The organism is Streptomyces sp. NPDC051243 (assembly GCF_044455405.1).
Lineage (GTDB): Bacteria > Actinomycetota > Actinomycetes > Streptomycetales > Streptomycetaceae > Streptomyces.
Genome location: NZ_JBITES010000020.1, coordinates 66,286 through 81,214 on the forward strand (window position 1 = coordinate 66,286; position 14,929 = coordinate 81,214).

Here is a 14,929-nt window from a genome sequence, read left to right on the forward strand (position 1 = left end):
GCTCCCTAGTGGGCCACCGCGGCCGCGCCGTGCTCGTCGACGAGCGCGCCGGTGGTGAAACGGTCGAGCGAGAAGGGGGCGTTGAGGGCGTGCGGGGTGTCGTTGGCGATGGTGTGGGCGTAGACCCAGCCGACGCCCGGGGTGGCCTTGAAACCGCCCGTTCCCCAGCCGCAGTTGAGGTAGAGGTTGTCGACAGGGCTGAGCCCGATGATCGGTGAGGCGTCGGGGCTCACGTCGACGATGCCGCCCCAGGTGCGCAGCACGTGCGCGCGGGCGAAGACCGGGAACAGCTCCAGGGCCGCCGACATCTGCTCTTCGATGATGTGGAAGGCGCCGCGCTGGGTGTAGGAGTTGTACGCGTCGATGCCCGCGCCCATCACCAGCTCGCCCTTGTGGGCCTGGCTGACGTACACGTGGACGGCGTTGGACATGACGACCGTGGGGTGGATCGGCTCGAGGAGTTCCGAGACCAGCGCCTGCAACGGGTGGCTCTGGACCGGGAGTTCGATGCCCGCCATGGCGGCGAGGACCGAGGTGTGGCCCGCCGAGCAGAGCGCCACCTTTCCGGCCGCGATGGGGCCCAGGTTCGTCTGGACGCCGACCACCCGGTTGCCGACCACGTCGAGGCCCGTGACCTCGCAGTTCTGGATGATGTCGATGCCTGCCGCGTCCGCCGAGCGGGCCAGGCCCCAGGCGACGTAGTCGTGCTTGGCGATGCCCGCGCGCGGCTGGTACGTGGCGCCCAGGACCGGGTAGCGCACGTCCGGTGAGATGTTGACGATCGGGCAGACTTCCTTGACGCCGTCGGCGTCGAGCCACTCCGCGTCCACGCCGTTGAGGCGGTTCGCCTCGACGCGGCGCACGCTGTCGCGGACGTCCTGGAGGCTGTGCGCGAGGTTCAGCACGCCGCGCTGGGAGAAGAGGATCGGGTAGTCGAGCTCCTCCGCCAGGCCCTCCCAGAGCTTGAGGGCGTGCTCGTAGATGCCGGCGCTCTCGTCCCACAGGTAGTTGGAGCGGATGATCGTGGTGTTGCGGGCCATGTTGCCGCCCGCGAGCCAGCCCTTCTCCAGCACCGCGACGTTGGTGATGCCGTGGTTCCTGGCGAGGTAGTGGGCGGTGGCGAGGCCGTGTCCGCCGCCGCCGACGATCACCACGTCGTACGACTTCCTGGGCTCGGGATTGCGCCACAGGAAGTCGGGGTGGTCGGGGAGGTCGGCGCCGGGGGTGCGGGGGCTCATCGGACGTCTCCGTCGTTGGGCAGGGACAGGTTCATACGGTGTTCGCGTTCCTCTCGGCGGCCTCGACGACGTTGGCGAGCAACATCGCCCGGGTCATGGGGCCCACACCGCCGGGCATGGGCGCGATCCATCCGGCGACCTGGGCGGCGTCCGGGTGGACGTCGCCGACCAGGCCCTGGTCGGTGCGGGTGATGCCGACGTCCAGGACCGCCGCGCCGGGGCGCAGCATGTCCTTGGTGACCAGTCCGGGCGAGCCGGCGGCGGCGATGACGATGTCCGCCTCGCGTACGTGCCAGGCGAGGCCCTTGGTGCCGGTGTGGCAGAGGGTCACGGTGGCGTTCTCGGAGCGGCGGGTGAGGAGAAGGCCGATCGGGCGTCCGACGGTGATGCCGCGGCCGATCACGCAGACCCTCGCTCCGGCGAGGGGTACGTCATGGCGGCGGAGCAGTTCGACGATGCCGCGCGGGGTGCACGGCAGCGGGGCCTCGACACCCAGGGTGAGCCGGCCGAGGTTGACGGGGTGCAGGCCGTCGGCGTCCTTGGCCGGGTCCACGCGTTCCAGTACGGCGTTGGCGTCCAGGTGGCGCGGCAGCGGGAGCTGGACGATGTAGCCGGTGCAGGCCGGGTCGGCGTTGAGCTCGTCGATCGTCTCCTCGACCTGCTGCTGCGAGGCGTCGGCGGGCAGGTCCCGGCGGATGGAGGCGATGCCGACCTGGGCGCAGTCGCGATGCTTGCCGGCGACGTAGGCGTGGCTGCCCGGGTCGTCGCCGACCAGGATGGTGCCCAGGCCCGGCGGGCGGCCGTTCGTGGCCGTCAACTTGGCCACGCGCTCGGCGAGTTCGCGGCGGATGCCGGCGGCGGTCGCCTTGCCGTCGAGTGTCTGCGCAGTCATCGTCTTCCCTCGGTCAGCCACGGAGGCGGGACATGGTGGGGTCGAAGAGGGGCTCCTCGGCGACGACCGCCTCGACGCGCTGGTCGAAGTAGCCGATCCGCACGGGTGTGCCGGGGGTGGTGAGCTCGGCCGGGAGCCAGGCGTAGGCGATGCCCTTGCCGATGGTGTAGCCGTAGGCGGCGCTGGTGACATAGCCGACCGCCTGGTCGCCGTCGTACACCGGCTCCTTGCCGAGGACGACCGAGTGCGGGTCGTCGATGGTGAGGCAGGTCAGCTTGCGCCGGACGTCGGCCTTACGGCGTTCCAGCGCCTGCTTGCCGATGAAGTCGCCCTTGTCGAGCTTGACGGCGAAGCCGACGCCCGCCTCGTAGGGGTCGTGCTCGTAGGTCATGTCGGTGCCGAAGGAGCGGTAACCCTTCTCCAGGCGGAGGCTGTTGAAGGCGCCGCGGCCGGCGATGACACCGCCGAGGGGCCCCGCCGCCTGCCACAGGATGTCCCACAGCTTCTGGCCCTGGTCGGCGGTGGTGTACAGCTCCCAGCCGAGTTCGCCGACGTAACTCAGGCGCATCGCGGTCACGGGGACGCTGCCGATGTAGGCGCGCTTGGCGCGGAAGTACTTCAGGCCGTCGTTGGAGAAGTCCTCGTCCGTCAGCGGCTGGAGGACCTTGCGGGCCAGCGGGCCCCACAGGCCGATGCAGCAGGTACCCGGCGTGATGTCGCGGACCTGGACCGTGCCGTCGGCGGGGAGGTGGCGGCTGAACCAGTCGAGGTCGAGGTTGCCGTTGGCGCCGACCTGGAAGAGGTCGCGGGCGAGCCGGGCGACGGTGATGTCGCTGCGGATGCCGCCGTCGTGGTCGAGGAGCAGGGTGTAGGTGACCGAGCCGACGGACTTGGCGACCTTGCCGGTGCACAGCCGCTCCAGGAACTCGGCGGAGCCGGGGCCGCTCACCTCCAGGCGCTTGAGGGCCGTCATGTCGTACATCGCGACCGTCTCGCGGGTGACCTGGGCCTCGGCGCCGACGATGGGCGACCAGAACTGGGCGGCCCAGTCGTTGGGGGTGGGGATGGAACGGCCCTCGACGAGCTTCGCGTTGGCCTCGTACCACTGCGGGCGCTCCCAGCCGTTCGCCTCCAGGAAGAAGGCGCCGTGCTCCTGCTGGCGGGCGTGGAAGGGGCTGGTGCGGATCGGGCGCGGGTCGCCGGACGGCTGGAGGGGGTGGAGGATGTCGTAGACCTCGACGAAGTTCTGGCAGTCGCGGGCCAGGACGTACTCCGGGGACAGCTGGTGCGGCTCGAAGCGGTTGACGTCGCACTCGTGCAGGTCGAAGGACGAGCAGTGCCCGTCGACCAGCCATTCGGCCATGGCCCGGCCTACGCCCGCGGAGTGGGTGACCCACACGGCCTCGGCGACCCAGAAGCCCTTGACGTCCGGGGACTCGCCGAGCAGCGGGAAGTTGTCGGTGGTGAAGGAGAACAGGCCGTTGATGCCCTCCTCGACCTTCGCCTCCTTGGTCGCGGGGAGGAGGGACCGGGTCTCCGTCCAGGCGTCCTCGAAGTCCTCCTCGGTGAACTTCAGGACCGAGGGCATCTCGTCGGCCTCGTCCACGGAGAGGATGTCGTCGGCGGAGATCGGCATCGGGCGGTGGCCGTAGTAGCCGATGCCGATGCCGTCGAAGCGGTCGCGGTAGTAGAGGTCGGCGTCCTGGTGGCGCAGGATCGGGCGGACCGCTTCCTCGGTCTGGCCGGCGAGCGCCGGTATCGGGCCGGTCCAGGCGAGCTGGTGGGCCAGCGGGGTCAGCGGGAGGTTCATGCCGGCCATGCGGGCGATCTTCGGGCCCCAGATGCCGGCGCAGCACACGACGATGTCTGCTTCCAGATCGCCCTGGTCGGTGCGGACGCCCGTCACCTCGCCGTCGGCCTGGAGCACGTCGAGGACCTCGTGGCGGGCCAGGAAGCGTACCCCGCGCTCGGTGGCCCGGCGGATCTGGGCCTCGACGGCGAGGACGGCCTTGGCGAGGCCGTCGGTCGGGACGAGGAGGCCGCCGAGGACCTTGTCCCGGTCGACCAGCGGGTGCTGTTCGACGCACTCGTCGGCGGTCAGGATCCGGGACTCGATGCCCCAGGCGGTGATCCAGCCGTGGCGGCGGTGCAGTTCCGCGAGGCGCTCCGGCGTGGTCGCCACTTCGAGGCCGCCGACCTGGAGGAAGCAGGGCTTGCCGTCGACGTCGAGGGAGCAGAACTTCTCGACGGTGTAGCGGGCCAGCTCGGTCATGGTCTTCGAGGAGTTGGTCTGGAAGACCAGGCCGGGGGCGTGCGAGGACGAGCCTCCGGTGGCCGGGAGCGGCCCCTGGTCGACCACGGTCACCTCGGTCCAGCCCCGCGCCGAGATCTCGTCCGCGAGCGCCGCGCCGACGACTCCCGCTCCGATGATGACCACACGCGGTCCCGCCATCGCCGCACCTCCGGTTGAGTTGCTTTCTGCGCAACGTGATTCAGGTTGCGCAACTCAATGTGCCTGCCGTGCAGGTGGGTGTCAAGAGGTCCGGTGACCTCGGAGAACGGCGCGGAAAACGGCAATGCCCGGTGGGTGGCGCGCGTCCGTGCGCACCACCCACCGGGCATCCGTGACGGGCCTACTTGATCCAGGCATCCACCTTGTCGCGGTTGGCCTCGACCCACTTCTCGGCCGCGGCCTCGGGGGTCATCTTGTCCACCGCGATGTACTTCGCCACGGCGTTCTGGTCGTCGTTGGTCCAGGTGAAGTTCTTCACCAGGTCATAGGCCGGACTGCCCGACTCGGCGAACTTCTTGCTGACGATCTTGTCCAGCTTGTACACGGGATAGTCGCAGGCGACCTTCTCGGCATCGGCGTCGCAGCCCGTCTTGTACTCGGGCAGCTTGACCTTCTCCAGCGGCACCTCGGACATGAACCACTGCGGCTCGTAGAAGTAGCCGATCACCCACTCCTTGTCCTTCTCCGCCTTGCGGAAGGCCTGGATGAGGGCGGTCTCACTGCCCGCGTAGACGACCTTGTAGTCCAGCTTGAGGTTCTTCACCAGGGCTTCGTCGTTCGTCACGAACGACGGGTCGCCGTCGAGGAGTTGACCCTTGCCGCCGGACTCGGAGGTCTTGAACTCGGCCGCGTACTTGTTGAGGTTGTTCCAGTCGAGGATGTCGGGGTGCTCCTTGGCCAGCCACGGCGGCACGTACCAGCCGATGAGGCCTTCGTTGCCGGTCGGGCCGGCGTCGACGGCCGTCTTCTGGTCGGTGATGTACTTCTTCTTCAGGTCGTCGTGACCCCAGTTCTCGACGACGGCGTCGACCTCGCCCGTCCCGAAGCCCTGCCAGGCGATCTCTTCCTTCAGGTCCTTCTTGGTGACCTTGCAGCCGAGGTCCTTCTCCGCGACGTACGCGATGACCGCCGCGTTGGCCTCGTAGCCCACCCACGGGTTGACCGCGAGGTTGAAGGTGCCGCACTTGCCGGAGCTGCCCGAACCGCCGGCGTCCGAGGAGTCGTCACCGACCTTCGCACCGCCGCAGGCGGTGAGGGTGAGGCCGAGGACCGCTATGCCGGCCGCGCCGACTCTCCAGTGTCTTGCTTGCCTTGCCATGGTCAGTTGCTCCTTACGCGCTGGTACGCCGCGCCGCTGCCTGAGTGATCCGGTCGAACATGACTCCGAGAAGGACGATGGCGAGCCCCGCGGCGAGCCCCTTCCCGAACAACTGCCCCTGCGAGAAGCCGGCCACGACGTCGTAGCCGAGGGCGCCCGCGCCAACCAGGCCGCCCACCACAACCATCGACAGCACGTAGATCAGGCCCTGGTTGGTCGCGAGGGTCAGGGCGCCGCGTGCCATCGGCAGTTGGACCTTGGTGATGATCTGCCAGGTGTTGCACCCGGCGGAGGTGGCCGCCTCCACGGTCGTCGCGGGCACGTTCCGCACCCCGTCCGCGATGATCTTCATGGCGACGGGGGCCGCGTAGACGACGGCGGCGACGATCGCCGTGAAGCGGGTCGCGCCGAACAGCGCGAGGAACGGCACGAGATAGACGAACGGCGGCATGACCTGTGCCGCGTCCAGGCTGGGCCGCAGCATCCGGTCCACCAGCGCGCTGCGTCCCATCCACACGCCGAAGACGACGCCGAGCAGCATCACCAGCACCGTGGCGACGACGGTCGACGCCAGCGTCGTCATGCTGTCCGACCACACGCCGGTGGCGACCAGCAGGCCCACGCACACCGTTGTGGTGATGCCGGCGCGCACGCCGCCGAGGACGACGCCGAGCGCGATCAGAGCCGCGCCGACGAGCCACCAGGGGGAGTCGGTGAGCAGGGTCTGGAACGGGTTGAGCAGGCCGTTGGTGATGGCGTCCCGGAAGGCGTTGGTGAGGCCCGACAGGTTGTCCTGCGCCCAGGTGGTCACGGTGTCCGCGCCCTTGGAGATGGCACTGCCGGTGCCTCCCTCGCCGGGGAACTCCGCCGCCCAGATGTAGGTGTGCGACAGGTAGATCAGAACGGCGGTGACCGCCGCCCCCGCGCCGAGCAGCGGGCGCCGCCAGGTCAGGAAGCGGTTCTTCGAACGCCGGGCCGCCTCCTCGCGTGCGCTCGCCGCGGTGGTGACCCGGTCCAGCACGATGGCCAGGACGACGATGGCCAGGCCCGCGTTGAAGGCCGTGCCGACATCGAGCGACTCCAGTGCCTGCATGACGGTCTTGCCGAGTCCGGGCGCGTCGATCAGGGCGGCGATGGTCACCATGGCCAGGGCGGCCATGATGGTCTGGTTGACCCCCATCACCACGGTCCGCTTGGACATCGGCAGCAGGACCTTCAGCAGGGCCTGCCGTCGTGTCGCCCCCAGTGAGTCGGCCGCCTCCACCGTCGTCGCCGGCACGGTACGGATCGCGTGCGCGGTGATGCGGATCGCGGGCGGGGCCGCGTAGATCACGGTGGCGATGGTTGCGGAGGCCGGGCCGATCAGGAAGAACAGGGTCAGCGGGGCCAGGTAGACGAAGGTCGGCATCGTCTGCATGAAGTCCAGGAAGGGCGTGATGATCCGGTTGAACCGGTCGGACAGCCCCGCCCACACACCCAGCGGGATCGCGAACAGCAGCGCGACGAAGACGGCCGAGACGGTGAGCGCCAGGGTGTCCATGCTCTCCTGCCACAGACCCTGCAGGCCCAGGAAGGTGAAGCCGGCCACCGCGAGCAGCGCGACCCGCCAGTTGCCCACGGCCCAGGAGACATAGCCGGCGATGCCGACGACACCGAGCCAGCCGATCTGCGGGACGGGCCGGTCGACGGACGGCTGGGAGATCAGCTCCTGGACGAAGGTCACCAGAGTGTCGATGACCAGGCGGATCTCGTTGAAGAAGTAGAGGAAGAGCGGGTTGGAGCTGTGGTTCGCGCCGATCGAGTCGTTGACGTCGTTGAACCACCGGTGCAGATCGGTCAGGTCGGCCGCCGCCAGGGCGAGCGTCTGCTTGCCGCGCAGCACCAGGAACAGCACCAGCCAGACGACCAGGACGGCGCCGACCATCATGGGCCGGCTGATCTTGCGTGCCTCTTCGACCGGCGCGGGCGGCTCGGCTGTGGATGTCTTCTCGGGTTTCTCCACGGCGACGGTCATCACGCGCCGCCTTCCTGCCCGGCGACCACCGCGAGGATCTCCTCGTCGCCGACGATGCCCAGCAGCTTGCCGTCCTCGACGACCTTGACCGGCTTGTCGGCCGCGAGCACCGCCCGGGTGGCCTCCTTCACGACGACGTCCGGGCCCAGCTCGGGGCCGTCCAGGGCGTCGCCGTCCTCCGCCGGGCGCATGATCCAGCGCAGCGTGAGCACGTCGCCGCGCGGGACGTCCTTGACGAACTCGCGGACGTAGTCGTCCGCCGGGGCGCCGACGAGCTCGTCGCCGGTGCCGCACTGGACCATCTTGCCGTCCCGCATGATCAGGATGCGGTCGCCCAGCTTGAGGGCCTCGGAGAGGTCGTGGGTGATGAACACCATCGTCTTGCCGACCTCGTGGTGCAGGCGGATGACCTCGTTCTGCATGTCACGGCGGATCAACGGGTCGAGCGCCGAGAACGGCTCGTCGAAGAAGAGCACGTCCGGGTCGCCCGCCAGCGCCCGGGCGAGGCCCACACGCTGCTGCATACCGCCAGACAACTGGTCGGGGTAGGAGTTCTCGTAACCCGCGAGGCCGACCAGCTCGACGACCTCCTGGGCCCGCCTGACGCGCTCGGCCCTGCCCATGCCCCGGATCTCCAGACCGAACGCCACGTTGTCGACGACGCGGCGGTGGGGCAGCAGACCGAAGTGCTGGAAGACCATGGAGAACTTGCGGCGGCGCAGGTCGCGCAGGCGCCCCGCGTCGGCCTGGCGGATGTCCTCGCCCTCGAAGACGACCTCACCGGCGGTGGGTTCGATCAGCCGGGTCAGACATCGCACCAGCGTGGACTTCCCGGAGCCGGACAGGCCCATGACGACGAAGACCTCGCCCGGCGAGACGTCGAAGTGGACGTCGCGTACGGCGGCGGTGCAGCCGGTGCGGTCCATGAGCTCGCGGCGGGTGAGGCCGCACAGCTCCTCGGAGTCCGGCACCTGGTCGGCCTTCGGCCCGAACACCTTCCACAGCCTGCGCACGGAGATGACCGGGGTGGAGCCCGAGTCCTGGGGCGTGCCGCGCCGCTGCGGCACCTCGGTCTGTGTGGTCACGTTCGACCTTCTTTCGGCGTTCAGCCGCGGAACCAGTGCTGCGGCCGGGGTTGGATGTTCTGCCAGATGTGCTTGGGCTCTCGGTACTCGTTCAAGCCGGTCGGTCCCAGCTCCCGGCCCACGCCCGAGTGCCCGAAGCCACCCCATTCCGCTTGCGGCACATAGGGGTGGTAGTCGTTGATCCAGACCGTGCCGTGCCGCAGCCGCCGGGCGACCCGCTGGGCCTTCCCCGCGTCCTGCGTCCACACGGCGCCGGCGAGTCCGTACTCGGTGTCGTTGGCGATGCGTACGGCGTCGTCCTCGCCGGTGAAGCGCTCCACGGTCAGCACGGGCCCGAAGGACTCCTCGTGCACCACGCGCATGTCCTGCCGGCACTCGTCGAGCACGGTGGGCGGGTAGAAGTGGCCGTTCGCCAGCGCGGGGTCGTCGGGCCGGGCGCCCCCGCAGCGCAGTACGGCGCCCTCGGCGAGGCCGGCCGCGACGTACGCCTCGACCTTCTCCAGGTGCTGTGCGGAGATCAGCGCACCCGTCTCGGCGTCGGCGTCGAAGGGCCCGCCGAGCCGGATCTGCCGGGCCCGGCGGACGACCTCGTCGACGAAGCGGTCGTGCAGGGAGTCCTCGACGATCAGCCGGGCGCCGGCCGAGCAGACCTGCCCCGAGTGCAGGAAGACGGCCGTGAGGGCGAAGTCCACGGCCGTCTCGAAGTCGGCGTCGGCGAAGACGACGTTGGGGTTCTTGCCGCCGAGCTCCAGCGCGACCTTCTTCACGGTCGCGGCGGCGGTGGCCATGATCCGCTTGCCGGTCTCCAGGCCCCCGGTGAAGGAGACCATGTCCACGGCCGGGTCCTCGGACAGCGGTGCGCCCACCTCGGGCCCGGTGCCCAGGACGAGGTTCGCCACGCCCGCCGGGATCCCCGCCTCCTCCAGCGCCTTCATCAGCAGGATGGAGGTGGAGGGGGTGAGCTCGCTGGGCTTGAGGACGATCGTGTTGCCGGCGAGCAGCGCCGGGGCGACCTTCCAACTGGCTTGCAGCAGGGGGTAGTTCCAGGGCGTGATGAGCCCGCACACACCGACCGGCTCATACACGACACGACTCACGGCGTCGTCACGGCCCGTGTCGATCGCGCGCCCGGCGTCCGTTCCCGCGAGGCCGCCGTAGTAGCGGAAGCAGGAGACGACGTCGGCGATGTCGTACTCGCTCTCCACCAGCCGCTTGCCGGTGTCCAGGGACTCGGCGCGGGCGAATGTCTTGGCGTCGCGCTCGAGGATGTCGGCGGTGCGCAGCAGCAGCGCGCCGCGCTCACGCTCGGGAGTGTCGGGCCAGTGCCCGGCGTCGAAGGCGCGGCGGGCAGCGGCGATCGCGGCCTCGGTGTCGGGGCGTGTCGCCTCCGCTACGGTCGCCGCGAGCGTGCCGTCGGCGGGACAGCGGATCTCCCGGTGCCCACCGGCGACCGGATCCCGCCATTCGCCATCCACATACAGGTCTGCCACGCGACGAGCCTTTCAATGGAAATTCGTTGCGCATCGTGCACCCGATTGCTTGTGGTGGAACACAGTGTCGAATGGACAGACCGGCGTCAAGGGGTTGGCGGATGACGATTTAGCCATGCGCCCCTTTACCCGCCCGCCCTTGACCGCAAGCCGCACCGAGCCGACCATGTTGCGTATCGCTCACCATGTTGTGCATTACGCACCGACGGAGGCCGCCCATGTCCCCCCGACCCCGCCCTGGCCGTGAGTACGTCCTGACCCTCTCCTGTCCCGACAGCGCGGGACTGGTTCACGCCGTGAGCGGCTTTCTCGTCAGGAACTCCGGAAACATCCTGGAAAGCCAGCAGTTCGACGACCGACTCCAAGGTCGTTTCTTCATGCGGGTCCACTTCGACGTCTCCGATCCGGACGTCGAACTGGAAAGTCTGCGTTACCGGTTCGGTCCGGTGGCCCAGGCCTACGGCATCTCCTGGACCCTGAGCGAAGCGGCCACGCCGACCCGGACGCTGATCATGGTGTCCAGGTTCGGCCACTGCCTGAACGACCTGCTCTTCCGCCGACGCACCGGCGCCCTCAACATCGAGATCCCGGCGATCGTCTCCAACCACCGGGACTTCGAGGGGCTCGCGGAGACCTACGGCGTCCCCTTCCACCACATCCCGGTGACCAAGGACACCAAGCCGGAGGCCGAGGCGCGCCTGCTGGAGCTGGTGCGCGACCTGAACATCGACCTGGTGGTACTGGCCCGCTACATGCAGATCCTCTCCGACGACCTGTGCAAGCAGCTGGAGGGCCGCGCCATCAACATCCACCACTCCTTCCTCCCCAGCTTCAAGGGCGCGCGCCCCTACGACCAGGCCTACCAGCGCGGGGTGAAGCTCGTCGGCGCGACGGCGCACTATGTGACGCCGGACCTGGACGAGGGCCAGATCATCGAGCAGGACGTGGTCCGGGTGGACCACTCGCTCGACCCGGGCGAGTTGGTCACGGTCGGGCGGGACGTGGAGGCACAGGTGCTCGCGCACGCGGTGAAGTGGCACAGCGAGAGCCGCGTGATGGTGGACGGCAACCGCACGGTGGTCTTCCGCTGAGCGCACCCACAGGGGGCGGGACCGGGTTCCGGTCCCGCCCTTTTCGTATACGACCCCGAGCGCGCCGCCACCGGTCACAGCGGCCGCTGAAGGAAGGCGATGAGTGCCGCCGTGAGTTCCGCGGGGGCGTCCTCCTGGACGAGGTGGCCCGCGCCTGCGATCGGTTCGAAGCGCGCGCCGGGGACGAGAGCGGCCAGCTCGCGGCCCTTCGCCACCGGGATCCAGGTGTCGTCCTCGCCCCAGCAGACGAGGGTGGGGACGCCGATCTCGCCGTACCGGCCCTGGATCTCGTCGGTGTAGCGCTGGTCGGCCTGGGCGATCTGGCGGTAGAAGGCGGCCTGGCCGGGCCCGTCCAGCCAGGGGTCGACGAGCCGGTCGAGGACCGCGGGGTGCAGGCCGGGGCTGCTGGCGGACGTGACGTACTCACGCACCAGCGCCGCGTGCAGCGCGGGCGGCAACCGCTCGAAGACATCGGCGTGCTCGCGGACCAGCCGGAAGAACGGCGAGCCCCACGGTGCCAGTGCGACCGGGTCCACCAGGGCGAGGCACCGATACCGGGCCCCGTGCAGCAACTGTGCCCGCAGGGCGACGGCGCCGCCGAAGTCGTGGGCGACCACGTGCGGTTCCGCAAGGCCCCAGTGGCTCAGGAGTTCGGTGAAGACACGGCCCTGGGCGGCCAGGGAGACATCCTGTCCGGCGGTCTTCTCGGAGGTGCCGTAGCCGGGCATGTCCCACACGAACACCTGGTGGTGGCGGGCGAGCGAGCGGGCGACGGCGCGCCAGACGTACGACGAGAAGGGCGTGCCGTGCAGCAGGACGACCGGCGGCCGGCCGGGCTGCCCCAGCCGGTCCCAACGGACGTCACCTGATGAGCTGTTGAAGGTTCGGGTCAGCTTCCAGTCGATGTCCGTTGCCATCCTTCTCCCGGGTCAGCCGCCCAACCGGTCCAGCAGCGCGCGGCGCCACCGCTCCGTCTCGGCGATCTGGTTGAACGTGAACAGGTGCAGACCGGCCACCCCCGCCGAGGGGGCCGTAAGGGCCTCCTGCGTGCGGGTCAGCAGTCGCTCGGGGGCATACCCTCCGGGCGCCGCGAAACGCACGAACCACGAGGCGTGTTTCGTCAGGAAGCGCGTCGACTCCCCCACCCCGATCTTCGTCGCCATGGCGAGCAGCTTCGCCCGTTGCACGGGCCCGGCGACCCCCACGTACAGCGGCAGCGTGACGTCCCGGCGTCGTATACGGGCGATCCAGTCCCCCAGCACCCGTGGGTCGAAGCACAGGTTGCTCACGATGTACGTGGCGTGCTCGCGCTTGTCCCACATCGCCTGGATGGTGACGTCGTCGTGGATGAGCGGATGGCTCTCGGGGTAGCCGGTGACGCCGACGCGGGCGAAGGGGCTGCCCAGCTCGCTCAGCCTGCGCAGCACCGGCAGTGCCCCGTCGTAGCCCCCGGCGGGCGGGTCGGCGTCGCCGGCCGGGACGAAGACGTCCTCCACGCCCGCCTCGCGCAGCCGGTCGACCACCTCCTTCAGGTGCGCGTCGTCCCGCAGCAGCCGCGCCGGCACGTGCGGGACGACCCGGTAGCCGTGCGCGGCGAGCCGGCCGGCGAGGTCGAGGGTCGGTTCCAGGCCCTTGACCGGCGACGCCGTCACGGTGACGACGACGTCGCGCGGGACATGGGCGAGGACCTTGTCCTCGGTCGCCTTCGCGGGCAGCACCTCGTAGCGGACGCTGTTCAGCAGCGCCCGGAGCCCTGCGGTGCCCAATGTCCTACTCCGCCTGCTTCTGGACGTCACGGTGGCGGTAGTACGCGGCCTTCGACGGCGCGAGCGGCTCCTTGCCGAGGATCAGGTCGGCGGCCTTCTCCGCGACCATCATCACCGGGGCGTAGATGTTGCCGTTGGTGACGTACGGCATGACGGAGGCGTCCACCACGCGCAGGCCCTCGACGCCGTGCACCCGCATGCTGGCGGGGTCGACCACGGACATCTCGTCGGTGCCCATCTTGCAGGTGCAGGACGGGTGCAGGGCGGTCTCGCCGTCCTTGGCCACCCAGGCGAGGATCTCCTCGTCGGTCTCCACCGACGGCCCGGGCGAGATCTCCCCGTCGTTGTAGGGGGCGAGCGCGGGCTGGTTGAGCAGCTTGCGGGCCACCCTGATCGCCTCGACCCACTCGCGGCGGTCCTGCTCGGTGGAGAGGTAGTTGAAGCGCAGTGCCGGGTGTTCGCGCGGGTCCCTGCTCTTGATCTTCACGGAGCCGATGGCGTCGGAGTACATGGGTCCGACGTGCACCTGGTAGCCATGGCCGCCGGCGGGCACGGAGCCGTCGTAGCGGACCGCGATCGGCAGGAAGTGGAACATCAGGTTGGGGTAGTCCACGTCCTCGTTGCTGCGGGCGAAGCCACCGGCCTCGAAGTGGTTGGTCGCGGCCGGGCCCTTCCTGAACAGCCACTGCAGACCGATGAAGGGTGCCCGCCACTTCGCCAGGTACGGCTGCATGGAGACGGGTTGCTTGCAGGCGTACTGGATGTACACCTCCAGGTGGTCCTGCATGTTCTCGCCGACGCCCGGGAGGTCGTGGACCACCTCGATGCCGAGGGCGGCCAGCTCGGCGGCGTTGCCGACGCCGGAGAGCTGGAGCAGCTGCGGGGAGTTGATGGCGCCGCCGCAGAGGATGACCTCCCCGGCGCGGACCTGCTGGAGGGCGCCCCGGCCGCGCTGGAACTCGACGCCGACGGCGCGCTTGCCCTCGAAGAGGACGCGTGTGACGAGAGCACGGGTCTTGACGGTGAGGTTCGGCCGCTTCATCGCGGGCTTGAGGTACGCCTTCGAGGCCGACAGCCGACGTCCGCGATGAACATTCCGGTCGAACTTGGCGAAACCTTCCTGTCGGTAGCCGTTGACGTCGTCCGTGGGCGCGTAGCCGGCTTCCTGGGTGGCCTTGAGGAAGGCGTCGAAGAGGGGGTTGGTCGCCGGGCCGCGCTCGAGGACGAGGGGACCGTCGTGACCGCGGAACTCGTCGTCCGGGTCGGCCGCCAGACAGTTCTCCATCCGCCGGAAGTACGGCAGACAGTGTGCGTAGTCCCAGGTCTCCATGCCCGGATCGGCCGCCCAGCGCTCGTAGTCCATGGGGTTGCCGCGCTGGAAGATCATGCCGTTGATGCTGCTGGAGCCGCCCAGGACCTTGCCGCGCGCGTGGTAGATGCGCCGGCCGCCCATGTGGGGCTCGGGCTCGGACTCGTACTTCCAGTCGTAGAACCGGCTGCCGATCGGGTAGGTCAGCGCCGCGGGCATGTGGATGAAGACGTCCCACGGGTAGTCCGAGCGGCCCGCCTCCAGGACCAGGACCCGGTTGACCGGGTCGGCGGAGAGTCTGTTCGCCAGTGCGCTGCCGGCCGATCCGCCGCCGACGATGACGAAGTCGTACTGCACAGGAGCCATGGTGCCTCGTCTCGCTCGCGCCGTAGATGTGCGAGGCATGCTAGCGCCGGTATCGCCATACGCACCA

Annotated in this window: 11 protein-coding genes; 1 reads left to right on the plus strand and 10 read right to left on the minus strand. The window is 69.6% G+C overall.

What is annotated here, in order from left to right:
* Nucleotides 1-5: 5 nt before the first annotated feature.
* The 7 genes from ACIBAG_RS38960 to ACIBAG_RS38990 form a co-directional block, all read right to left on the minus strand.
* A complete protein-coding gene (locus ACIBAG_RS38960; RefSeq protein ID WP_399112023.1) occupies nt 6-1,238 on the minus strand; it encodes a sarcosine oxidase subunit beta family protein in 1,233 nt (410 codons plus the stop codon).
* Nucleotides 1,239-1,269: 31 nt separating this feature from the next.
* Nucleotides 1,270-2,130: a bifunctional methylenetetrahydrofolate dehydrogenase/methenyltetrahydrofolate cyclohydrolase gene (locus ACIBAG_RS38965; protein WP_399112025.1), complete on the minus strand. Its 861-nt coding sequence runs from the start codon at nt 2,128-2,130 to the stop codon at nt 1,270-1,272.
* A 13-nt stretch (nt 2,131-2,143) separates the two neighbouring features.
* Entirely contained in the window at nt 2,144-4,582 is a 2,439-nt protein-coding gene (locus ACIBAG_RS38970; protein ID WP_399112026.1) for an FAD-dependent oxidoreductase, read from the minus strand.
* 181 nt (nt 4,583-4,763) lie between these two features.
* The gene (locus ACIBAG_RS38975; protein ID WP_399112028.1) at nt 4,764-5,741 is read right to left on the minus strand and encodes an ABC transporter substrate-binding protein; all 978 of its coding nucleotides are present in this window, start codon (nt 5,739-5,741) and stop codon (nt 4,764-4,766) included.
* A 13-nt stretch (nt 5,742-5,754) separates the two neighbouring features.
* On the minus strand, nt 5,755-7,755 hold the full coding sequence (locus tag ACIBAG_RS38980) for an ABC transporter permease (protein WP_399112030.1): 2,001 nt from the start codon (nt 7,753-7,755) through the stop codon (nt 5,755-5,757).
* Complete coding sequence (locus ACIBAG_RS38985) at nt 7,755-8,840, minus strand: glycine betaine/L-proline ABC transporter ATP-binding protein (RefSeq protein WP_399112031.1); 1,086 nt, start codon at nt 8,838-8,840, stop codon at nt 7,755-7,757. Before ACIBAG_RS38985 ends, ACIBAG_RS38980 begins: the two co-directional genes overlap by 1 nt.
* Before the next feature lie 20 nt (nt 8,841-8,860).
* Nucleotides 8,861-10,330: an aldehyde dehydrogenase family protein gene (locus ACIBAG_RS38990; protein WP_399112033.1), complete on the minus strand. Its 1,470-nt coding sequence runs from the start codon at nt 10,328-10,330 to the stop codon at nt 8,861-8,863.
* A 218-nt stretch (nt 10,331-10,548) separates the two neighbouring features.
* Between ACIBAG_RS38990 and purU the strand changes: the two genes are divergently transcribed.
* Entirely contained in the window at nt 10,549-11,421 is an 873-nt protein-coding gene (gene purU, locus ACIBAG_RS38995) for a formyltetrahydrofolate deformylase (protein WP_399112035.1), read from the plus strand.
* Nucleotides 11,422-11,495: 74 nt separating this feature from the next.
* Here purU and ACIBAG_RS39000 read toward each other — a convergent pair whose 3' ends face one another.
* From ACIBAG_RS39000 to betA, 3 genes are read right to left on the minus strand one after another with little or no spacing between them, the layout of a single operon-like run.
* A complete protein-coding gene (locus ACIBAG_RS39000) occupies nt 11,496-12,338 on the minus strand; it encodes an alpha/beta fold hydrolase (protein WP_399112037.1) in 843 nt (280 codons plus the stop codon).
* A 12-nt stretch (nt 12,339-12,350) separates the two neighbouring features.
* Entirely contained in the window at nt 12,351-13,187 is an 837-nt protein-coding gene (locus ACIBAG_RS39005) for a 5,10-methylenetetrahydrofolate reductase (RefSeq protein ID WP_399112038.1), read from the minus strand.
* Between the two features lie 4 nt (nt 13,188-13,191).
* On the minus strand, nt 13,192-14,862 hold the full coding sequence (betA, locus tag ACIBAG_RS39010) for a choline dehydrogenase (protein ID WP_399112040.1): 1,671 nt from the start codon (nt 14,860-14,862) through the stop codon (nt 13,192-13,194).
* Nucleotides 14,863-14,929: the final 67 nt, after the last annotated feature.